This is a genomic window from Bacteroidales bacterium, assembly GCA_018334875.1.
In the GTDB taxonomy this organism is placed as follows: Bacteria; Bacteroidota; Bacteroidia; order Bacteroidales; family UBA12077; genus JAGXLC01.
The window spans coordinates 1-10,119 of record JAGXLC010000133.1; the positions used below are offsets into that span (position 1 = coordinate 1).

At 44.8% G+C, this 10,119-nt stretch carries 8 protein-coding genes; 3 read left to right on the plus strand and 5 right to left on the minus strand.

Annotated features, from left to right (window positions below; translation table 11 throughout):
- Window positions 1-2,102, minus strand: a 2,102-nt coding sequence (locus KGY70_11430; protein ID MBS3775791.1) for a HEAT repeat domain-containing protein, incomplete at its 3' end; no start/stop codon positions are given.
- Between the two features lie 28 nt (window positions 2,103-2,130).
- Complete coding sequence (locus KGY70_11435) at window positions 2,131-3,396, minus strand: Gfo/Idh/MocA family oxidoreductase (protein MBS3775792.1); 1,266 nt, start codon at window positions 3,394-3,396, stop codon at window positions 2,131-2,133.
- Window positions 3,397-3,875: 479 nt separating this feature from the next.
- Between KGY70_11435 and KGY70_11440 the strand changes: the two genes are divergently transcribed.
- From KGY70_11440 to KGY70_11450, 3 genes are all read left to right on the plus strand, one after another.
- Entirely contained in the window at window positions 3,876-5,204 is a 1,329-nt protein-coding gene (locus tag KGY70_11440) for a polysaccharide biosynthesis C-terminal domain-containing protein (protein MBS3775793.1), read from the plus strand.
- A gap of 271 nt (window positions 5,205-5,475) precedes the next feature.
- Window positions 5,476-6,324 carry a YdcF family protein gene (locus KGY70_11445; GenBank protein MBS3775794.1) on the plus strand — a complete coding sequence of 283 codons (849 nt, stop codon included), beginning with the start codon at window positions 5,476-5,478 and terminating at the stop codon, window positions 6,322-6,324.
- A gap of 165 nt (window positions 6,325-6,489) precedes the next feature.
- Window positions 6,490-7,761, plus strand: a complete 1,272-nt coding sequence (locus KGY70_11450; GenBank protein ID MBS3775795.1) for a right-handed parallel beta-helix repeat-containing protein — start codon at window positions 6,490-6,492, stop codon at window positions 7,759-7,761.
- Between the two features lie 372 nt (window positions 7,762-8,133).
- On the opposite strand, the gene KGY70_11455 is transcribed toward KGY70_11450, so the two are convergent.
- From KGY70_11455 to KGY70_11465, 3 genes are all read right to left on the minus strand, one after another.
- Window positions 8,134-8,409 carry a hypothetical protein gene (locus KGY70_11455; protein ID MBS3775796.1) on the minus strand — a complete coding sequence of 92 codons (276 nt, stop codon included), beginning with the start codon at window positions 8,407-8,409 and terminating at the stop codon, window positions 8,134-8,136.
- Window positions 8,410-8,412: 3 nt separating this feature from the next.
- Complete coding sequence (locus KGY70_11460; GenBank protein MBS3775797.1) at window positions 8,413-9,792, minus strand: amino acid permease; 1,380 nt, start codon at window positions 9,790-9,792, stop codon at window positions 8,413-8,415.
- A gap of 16 nt (window positions 9,793-9,808) precedes the next feature.
- Window positions 9,809-10,119: hypothetical protein (locus KGY70_11465; GenBank protein ID MBS3775798.1), on the minus strand; the 311-nt coding region annotated here is incomplete at its 5' end.

A 10,119-nucleotide genomic window follows, 5' to 3' on the forward strand; every position in this document is an offset into this window, starting at 1 on the left:
ACGTACTCCCCCGTCATACCTTCTTCAGGATCATCATCCGGTATGGCTGTGTTCATAATCGCTTGAGCCGCTACCGTATTCAAATCAGGATCATCCAGATATTCTCCGCAGTAAGCCAATGCCGGAAAGATTCCCAGTTTTCCTATGCGGGTGATAATCTCTTTCTTTTCGCCGGTAGACCGGGTGAAGGCCATCAGTTCGCGGTAATAAAGCAGCTTTTGAGCAGCGAGCTCACCGGAACCGGAGATCAAATCAAGAGAACCATCAAAAGCCGTAGTGCGGAGCTTGCGGCTGTCTTCCCTATCCACTATCCGAAACAGGGAATCAAGCACTTTCGTGCTTGTCCACTGGCTCAGCGTTTGCACAGCAGCCATCTTAAGCGCAGGGGAACCTATCTCATAAATCTCCATCACACCCCCTATGGCTGCCTGGCTTCCAATCTCCGGGAAGAGATTTAGGTATTCCTTTTGCTTACCAACGGAGGTTTCCTTCATGTTTTGCAGTACCCGAGTAATCAACGTATCCTGGTTATCCGAACGGCTGATCATGGATTCGATAACATTCCCGGTGGCAGCCAGTTCTTCATCATCTTCCGTTTGGTTGAAGGCCTCCAGTACATCATCCAGATTTTCAGATTTGGCTGTATTTTCAAGGGCTTTCCAGGCAGTAAGCCGGATGTTCCGGTCGGCACTGCCGGTTGCTTCCTGAAGGACCATCTCGTTATATTCATCCGCATGTCTTGTCCCGATCAATTCCAATACAGCGGTTTTGGATATATCCGGGTAGTCCTGGTACCGGTTCGTAAGCTCCGGCAGAAAATGTTCAGGAGCTATGGTCATCAATGCCTCTTTGGCAAGTTTCACTTCGGCCGTTCTGTCTGAGTGCAGTATGCCAGCTAATCCGGGTACCGCCTTTTCACGGGCCAATTGGGTTAACGCTGGAATGGCTGCCTTTCGAACAGCCTGGTTTTCATGTTCCAGGGCATCCTCAATCAAAGGAATTGCTAAAACATCACCGCGTTCTGCAAATGCATGGATGATCTCTGCTTTTACGTGGGGGTCATGTTTGTTATAAGCCTCCATTAAGTCATGTAATACCTGTTCTCCCTTTAATTCACTGCTCAAAGAAAGCGCCGCACGGCGATATTCCGGGTAAGGTGTTTCCAGTGCATCCATTATTGCTTCCAGGGCTTCATTTCGGCTGTAGGTTACCAGTATATTCAGCGCCTGTATGCGGGTGTGAACAAGCTCCCGATCGTCACATGCTTCTATAATGGTGTAGCACAAGGATTCCATGGTTTCCATGTTGCCTTTTACTCCGAGACGACCGGCGTAAGTAAGCAAGGAAGATACTGCGTTATCCGGAGAATAATCAAAATTATTGTTTCGTGCAGCTTCCAGCAACACATCCTTTGCTTCCGGAGAACCCGAACTGGCCAGCGCCCGAAGGGATACTTTCCTGAGATTTCCCGAAGATTCACGGGCCAGATTTTTCATTTCCTCCAAATAATTGTGGGAGTGTAAGTCACCCAGTGCATTGACAACAGCGAGAAGCACGGTTTCATCGGATGATTCCAGTGCCTCACCGAGCGCTTTTTCCGCTTCAGAAGTTCCTGTTTCCGCAAGGGCCATTGCAGCCCGATCGCAAAGCTCAGGATGATCAAGATAGTTGGCCAATATGGGAACAGCCTCATTTCCGCCCACTCTCTCCAGTTGTTCAATTAAAAAATCTTTGATGGCCACGTTGTTTTCTTCTTCCAGGGAGCTGAGCAGAGCGCGGGAAACCATTTCACGATGTTCGCTTCCCTTACCGCCTGTAGCATATCTTGTTACACTACCCAGGGCATACCGTACCAATGAATCGCCTCCCGTTTCCGGTGGTGCCAAAAGCTTTGAAAATTCTACAATCCCTTCTTTCTCCAGTGCGATCATATCCTCCATCAGGGCATCCTTTTCTTCAATGCTGCCGGCGGGCATCTCATTGAGCAGGTCGGCTATTTTGGTTTTCAGCGTTCTTTCATCGTCTATGTCCCGCTCCTGAGTGAGACCATGCTGGGATAAAAGGATGAAAAACAGCAGGCAGATTATATAAAAACGTCTCATAGTTAAAATTTTTTTGATTACAAATGCATTAAATGAACCACGGGGTTCGCATAGATTGATTTATCAGCCGGTTGGCTCCCTCATCACCTATAAACTTTTGCCGCTTGGGATCAAATCTCAAAGTGCGTCCGAGTCTCAGTGCAATCTTGCCCAGGTTCACCAATGTACAGGAACGATGGCCGTTGGCCTCGTTCAATGCGAACTTCTCCCGTGTCTTGACGGCATGGTGAAAATCTCCAATTTGTGGTTGGGGATCGGGCAGAGATGCCACTTTTTTCTCTAAATTGGGGATGTCGGATTTAAATCCTTTGTAAAGCTTTCCTTTCGGCCCTTCAATGAAGGCGGCATCCTGATCCCGGTTTTCTCCATCCAGGATGATCTGACATCCATCCTCATAGGTCATCTCAATTCTTCTCCAGGGCCGGACTGCATCGGGATGCTGCTGTTGTGTGTCCGCTTTGATCAGTACAGGGCTGGTATGATCTTTTTCCAGGATATACTGCACAGGGTCCATGTAATGCTGGCCCATATCTCCCAGTCCGCCGCCATCATAATCCCAGTAGCCACGGAACACATAATGCACCCTGTCGGGGCTGTAAGGCTTATAAGGAGCAGGACCCAGCCAGAAGTCATAGTCCAGTTCTTCGGGAGCAGGTTTATAAGAAGGACTAGTGGTTCCGCTGTGATGAAACTTCCAGTTAAAACCAGTTACTCCGCTGATGGTGACTTTAAGAGGCCAGCCCAATAACCTGTTTTCCACAACTTTTTTGATGGGTTGAACAGTGGTACCGAAACCATAGAATTGGCCGCGGAACCTGAACCAGGTATTCAGGCGGAATATCCGGTCGTTTCGTTGCACAGCCTCCACGATTTTCTGGCCTTCCCCGATGGTTCGGGTCATAGGTTTCTCACACCAAACATCCTTACCTGCATTGGCGGCATCCACGGAAATAATGCCATGCCAGTGCGGGGGTGTAGCGATATGCACAATGTCAATATCTTTCCTCTGTAATACCTCCCGGTAATCGGAATAGCCTTTTACACCTTTTCCGGCCTGTTCAAGGGCCAGCTCCAGGTGCCGGCTGTCAACATCACAAACAGCCAGTAATCGGCCGGGATAATCGATATGATTTCTTCCCATACCACCGACGCCTATGATGGCCTTGGTCAGCTCATCACTCGGAGCGGTGTAACCCCGGCCTCCCAAAACATGCCTGGGAACAAACATGATACCTGCAAGGGAAGCCGCTGAAGTTTTAAGAAATTCACGACGGTTGAGTTGCTTTTTTTTCATAACTCTTAGCTTTATAAATATATACCTTAATGATTCAGGAAAAGAATAATCTTCAGTATCAAAAGTCCTAACCCGAATTATTCTAGAATAATTCTGACGCTATTGAAAAACCTGGCTTTTTGTTTCAATAAATCTCGCAAAAAAGCCGGTTTTTCTAATGCGGGGTTGCCTGCATCCCTCCCGCAAACCATCCCACATTCAAAAACTTTCCCGCTTACCAGCGGGATTCGTTTTTGAATAATGCAGGCTAAAGATAATTTTTTTTAATGCAATTTCAAAAAGAAATCTATAGAAGGATGAAGCGGGAACGAATGGTTAACATAGCAAATGAAACTTAAATCCAACTTAATGATCAGGTGATAAAGACGAAATCATTTCCATATCTTTAAGATTGTTCTGATCATTTTCCTTAATATTGTTTCCCAAAAATTCGGTTTTCTCAATTTTGAAATTTCATGTGGTACACTCCCAGGCGAAAGGTGAGTAATGTAACGGGATTGCAGGTGTTCAACACCCTGCGGTTTGTCACTTTTCTGGTCATCGCGATTGTTTTTACTAAAATCGGCCTGTCCAAAGAACAGATCGGACTCTTTGAGATTTCGGTCTTCATTGTAAGCATTACCAATTTCTTTTGGGTAACCGGCATTATCCAGGCCTTTCTTCCTCTATATAAAGGAAGCAGATCATACGGAGATCTTGCCAATGAAGATAAGCGAAAATCACCGGAAATATTCAATACATACCTGGTACTGGTAGCTTTCAGTCTTTTTGTGTTTACAGTTGGAAAAATTCTCCAGGAGCACTTCTCTGTATTTGGATACAGGGGTGAAGTACCTCTGCTGAATGTAACCCTTTGGTATCTGCTGTTGAGCAGCCCTGCCAATCTGGTGGAATACATCTATGTGGTCAGGAACAAATCGGGTAATACATTAAGTTATGCCTATATTACCTATACCATTCAGCTTATAGCCGCCATCCTGCCGCCAATACTGGGGTATGGTGTGATCTGGTCGCTCAGGGGCCTGGTTTTTGTATCAATTATCCGGAACATCTGGCTGATTACCCTGCTTTATAATTATGCCAAAATTAAAATATCGGTTCCATATATCAGGGAGCTGCTCGTCATAGCCACTCCTTTGCTTTTCAGCACACTGATAAGCGGGTCGGCACAGTATATTGACGGAGTGGTGGTCTCGGTTCATTTCTCGGCCGATAAATTCGCTGTTTTTCGATTTGGCGCCAAGGAGCTGCCTTTTGTGATCATGCTGGCAGCCGGTCTCAGCAATGCCATGCTGACCGAATTCAGCTCCAAGGAGAACATAAAGGATACCCTTTACATGATCAAGAGAAAATCGCTTCGGATCATGCATGCAATGTATCCCTTATCCATTGGGCTGGTAATATTTGCCGATCCCTTGTACAAACTGATGTTCAGCCCTGAATTTTCCCGCAGTGCCGATATATTTATTGTTTACCTGCTGACGATTATCAGCCGGATGCTTTTCCCCCATACCATATTAATGGGGCTGAAGAAAAACCGGCCGGTATTGATTGTTGCCATAATAGAAGTGGTCATCAACATATCTCTAAGTCTCTGGCTGGTCACTCATTACGGTGCGGTTGGGGTAGCCCTGGGAACCATTATTGCCTATTTCATAGCCAAAATTACACTGATTATTTACAATTATGTACGGATGAACATATCGCCGATGGAATACATACCGGTCAAGTGGTATGTAGGCTATAGCATACTTTTGGGAGCCGTATTCCTCTTGTTTGACCGGGGGATTGTTACAACTTGGGGGTAGATGGATGTAGAAAGCAGCAAATTACAAAAGGGGCTGTATCAAAATGTTCATTAAGTGGCTGAGAAGGCCATATTTGATTTTGTTCTCGTATACCTAACCGAATAGAATCAGGAAATTTTGATTTTTGATACAGCCCCCTGAAAGAATCTAATAGAGAGACATTCAATCCACGGATGTATCCAGGGGCTAATCTTATAAACATAAAAGATGTTATGGATCCAAACACAGATAAATTCCGGAGCTACTCATATAAATAAATCTACCGGGAATTATGAGTTTAGCCTTCGGATTCATCCGGAAGAACAGAAAACACAAGATAATTAATAATTACAGACTGCTTTCAGCAGACTTCAATTTCAGTCCTATGTTTTTCATTCTGTCAAAAATATTGAATTTTTTGCTCCACCCCTTACTGTGGGTTTTTGTACCCATGGTACTTGCTTTGTTTTGGAAGAAAAACAAGCTGCGCCGTATTTTCCTTGTCCTGGCAACGGCCTGCCTTTTGATTATGGGTAATGAACCAATTGCCGACTTTTTCACCGATAGATGGGAATATCCGGCTGTTCATCCAGCATCTGTGGAACTTTACAATTATGGAATTGTTCTATCGGGCATGGGTGCTTATCATGAACCCAGTAAAAGCTTCCGTTTTTACGATGAATCTGACCGGATCATTCAGGCAGTAAATCTTTATCATCTCGGGAAACTCGATAAGCTCATCCTTACAGGAGGATCGGGACGTTTAATTGAAAACCAACACAAAGAAGCCCATTATCTTAAACAATACTTGCTGGATTGGGGAATTCCGCGAAACGATATTCTGGTAGAGAAAGATTCACGCAATACTTATGAAAATGCAAGAAATACTGCAGAAAAATATTATGACCCAAATGGTTCCTATTTGCTGATCACTTCAGCTTTCCACATGAGAAGGGCGCTTGGCTGCTTCAAAAAGCAGGGGATCAACCCGGAAGTTTTCCCTACCGGACCCAATAAGGATAATTCGGCAAAAGACATCGTCTATTATATACTGCCCAACGTACATGCACTGGAAAAATGGAACATATTGCTCAAAGAATGGGTAGGTTATGTAGCTTATGACATTATGGAGTACCTATAAAAATTGATATCTTTATACCTGTACATTTGACCAAATGAAACCCGCATCTAGGAACCTTCACAACAAGAACATGATTAACATGCGGGTTCCATGGCGAGACAAGCACAGTTTGTGAATTTGACATGTAAATTAAAACAATAAATGTTCATCATAAAACCTTTAACTATGAATACTTTTGCTAATCTTAAGAAACGGATCAACTCCTTGTTTATTAAGCGTTTTGAAGTCCACCAGATCATCAGTTTAGTTCTTGTAATTTTCATATTTATAGTACTATCCGGATGCGGAGAGAATAATCGCGTTTCGTCTCCTACATTACCTGGAGCCAAGGCTGATATAAATGCCAGTAATTATCGTTCTATACAAGCAGCTCTGAAAGCGCTTCCGGAAGAAGGCGGTATTATTCATCTTCCTCCGGGTGAATTTAAAATAACGGAGCCCTTGACAATTAACAAGAGTGATGTTCATCTGAAAGGCTCGGGCACTTCAACGCATATCATAAACACCAATACAAACGGTGCACCTGCCATACGGATTCAATCGAAAGCAACCGATGATAGCTCTGAAACCGAAGCTTTATGGAGGGTGCAAATTTCGGATCTGAGAATTACAGGTAATAAACAATCCGGGTCAGGAATTCTGGCCAGTGATGTGAATGAAATCTATATTGAAGGAGTTACTGTCAGCAATAATGGGGGTGATGGCATCAAACTCGATTATTGTTATGAGAATCCCCGGATCGTACATTCCAATATCACCTATAATAAGGGCACCGGATTAAACCTGTTGGGTACACATGATATTGTGGTAAGCGGAAATCAGTTTGAAGAGAACCATGATGCCCTGCACTGTTTCGACGGTTACAACCTGTGCATGTCGGGAAACAACCTGGACGACCATATAAATAATGGTGTGGTCATTGAAAATACTTACGGCTCCGTATTGTCCGGAAATATGATTGAAGAGTGCCAGGGTGCTGCAATTGTACTGGATCGCGACTGCTACGGGATCAACCTGGGTTCGAATGTTATTGCGCATAACGGAGAAGGAATCATGCTGAAAGATGCCCATGGCATATCCGTAAGCGCCAACACTTTTACCATTAACAAAAAACATGCAATATACTTCGGAACCCAAAGCGGACGGATCACCGTAAGCGGGAACAATTTCTCCAACAGTTATATTGGTGAAGGCGAAGTTAAAAGAGACACAGGTGATCTTGCGGCAGCAGGTGTGACCATTGAGGGCGGAAGAAATATTGCATTTTCAGGAAACACATTTTCAGGGATACAGCCTGATAAAGCATTCAGGCTTGAGAAGCAAACAAACAACATCGTATTTGGCAATAACCTCCTGATCGACTCGGAAAGCGAACACAACCAACTGCAGAATTCTCTGGTTATTGATAATCTTGTCTTATCGGGAGATTCGGATTAATACTTGGGGGAATAAATGTTCCTTTGAATTAATTTACATTACTAAGAAAGGTTAGGGGTAGTTGGCAATGAGCAGTTGGCAAAATCCCAGTGCCACAGCCGGCATTAAATTATTATGGTCATTGATTGTCATTTGATGTCATTGATGGTCATTGATTGTATCCGCAGGAATGATATGGCTTGGAGTGAGTTGGCAAGGATACCATAAAGTCATTGGTTAGATCCACAGAAAAGCCACAGCCTGCAGTTTATTCCGCCTGAATATATACCTAACTAAAATTAACAGGAGGATGATTAACCTGCCAACCTAGAATCTGGAGCGGGGTGGCCCTTCAGGGAATCAAAGGGTGCGGGAGGGAATGGTCATTGGCGGTCACTTGGCTAAAAGATCGCGAAACCAAGAGCCCATGGTCTCATTATTGTCTTGCTTATCATCCTGCTTTGGGGCTGGGTATTGCTTATATATGCGATCTCCCAGGTCAAATTCAACAGGTTTGTTAAATATCGGGCCGTCGTAGCAGAAAGCATGGAATTCCGCATTTTCTCCGCATGGATCCACTTCGGGAGGAAGGTCATCAAGAAATTGACTGTCTATCTCTCTGCCGGCAAAGGAGGGATATAACAACTGCGCATCAATGCATACCACCATTGCCTAATCCCTTCCCACTTCCTGATAAAGACCTGTCTTTACCACCATATTTCTCCTTCGTGCCCAGAAATAGACCGGGATTCCGGCAATCATAAAAAACGAGCCAACGAGTGCCCCTATTCCCGTAAAAGCGAGACTGGAATAAAACATATACAGGCATACGACCAAAAAAAGAATCGGTGTAACCGGATAAAGCGGCACTTTATAGGGGATATGGCCGAAATTATGTCGCCGTCGGAAGACAAACAAGGTAAAAGTGGTGAGAAGAAGAAAAAACCAGAAGATCGGGGCCGTATAATCCACCATGGTACTGACGGATTCTTTAGACCAGGCTCCCAGTCCTACCAGCAAAAGGGCGATAATACCCTGGATAATCAGGGCATTGGCCGGGGTATTCCTCCGGGTGTCCCAGCGACCCATAAAGCCAAACAACCTGAAATCCCTTCCCAACGCATAATTTGTACGGGCTCCGGTTATAATAGTTGCATTGGCTGTTGAAAGGGCTGCCAGAATAACAATCAGGGAAACCACCAGTGAGCCTGCCGAACCAAATATCTCACCCGTAATGGCAGCTCCAACGGCTTCAGTATTTTGAAGCTTTTCCAGACCCAGTACCTGCAAATACGCCAGATTAACCAACACGTACAATCCGGTTATAAGCGTTATTCCCACAACCAGTATCTTAATGATGTTGCGTTTTACATTGATCAGCTCACCGGAAAGATAGGCCGCTTCGTTCCATCCTCCATAAGTTAAAAGGACAAAAATCATAGCTGATCCGGCCGCCCCCTTCGTAAACAGGGAAATGCCTCCCCCGCCTGATGATACCTCCAGCATTTCGGCCGGTGAGCCATTCACAAGGCCTGCAACTGCAATAAATACCAATACAACGACAATGGCAGAAGTAAATCCCATCTGTGATTTTCCTGAATGTTTGGTGCCTGAAAGGTTCAAACCAGTCAGCAGAATTACGATAAACGCGGCATATATAGACGAACTGTATTCTCCCAGGTCAACAATAAGGGAGGCGTAATCGCCCAAAACAAAAGCAATCAGGGCAATTGAACCGGTCTGTATCACCGTCATCCGGCCCCACGACAACAAAAACCCAAGAGGAGGTCCATAAGCCTGACTGAGGAAATAATACTCTCCACCCGCATCGGGCTTCGACGAAGCCAGCTCGGCATAGCAAAGTGCTCCAATAAGAGAGATGAGACCTCCTGCTACCCAAAAGCTCACAAACTGGGCCTCATTGGCCGAATGACCGGCCACAATGGGTGGTAGCCGGAATATGCCGATGCCTACAACAATTCCGACTACCACAGCCAGCGAACTTATAGATGTAAAAGAAGGTAAAGGTTTATTTCCGGTCGTAGTATCCATTGCTTCCTGCATATCCTCACTTATGGGAAGTTTTGTATTTTAAATTGGCCGACCAGTTTTCTATGGTTCGATTATTTCCGGTACGAATTTGTACTTTTCCCATAATCATTTTCCCGTTTACTTTTCCGTTATATACGTAATTAACGCCTGAATCGGGATTAACGGCCGTAAAGCTAATCCGGTCACCTTTCAGTACCTTATCTCTTACATTTAATGAAACATTGCCTTCCCGAATTTGTGGCTGAATTTTCTGGTAATCCTGCTCTACAGACATGGCAAACCTTTTTCCGTTGGCCTGCCATTGCCATTCGCCGCTCACATCAGCGG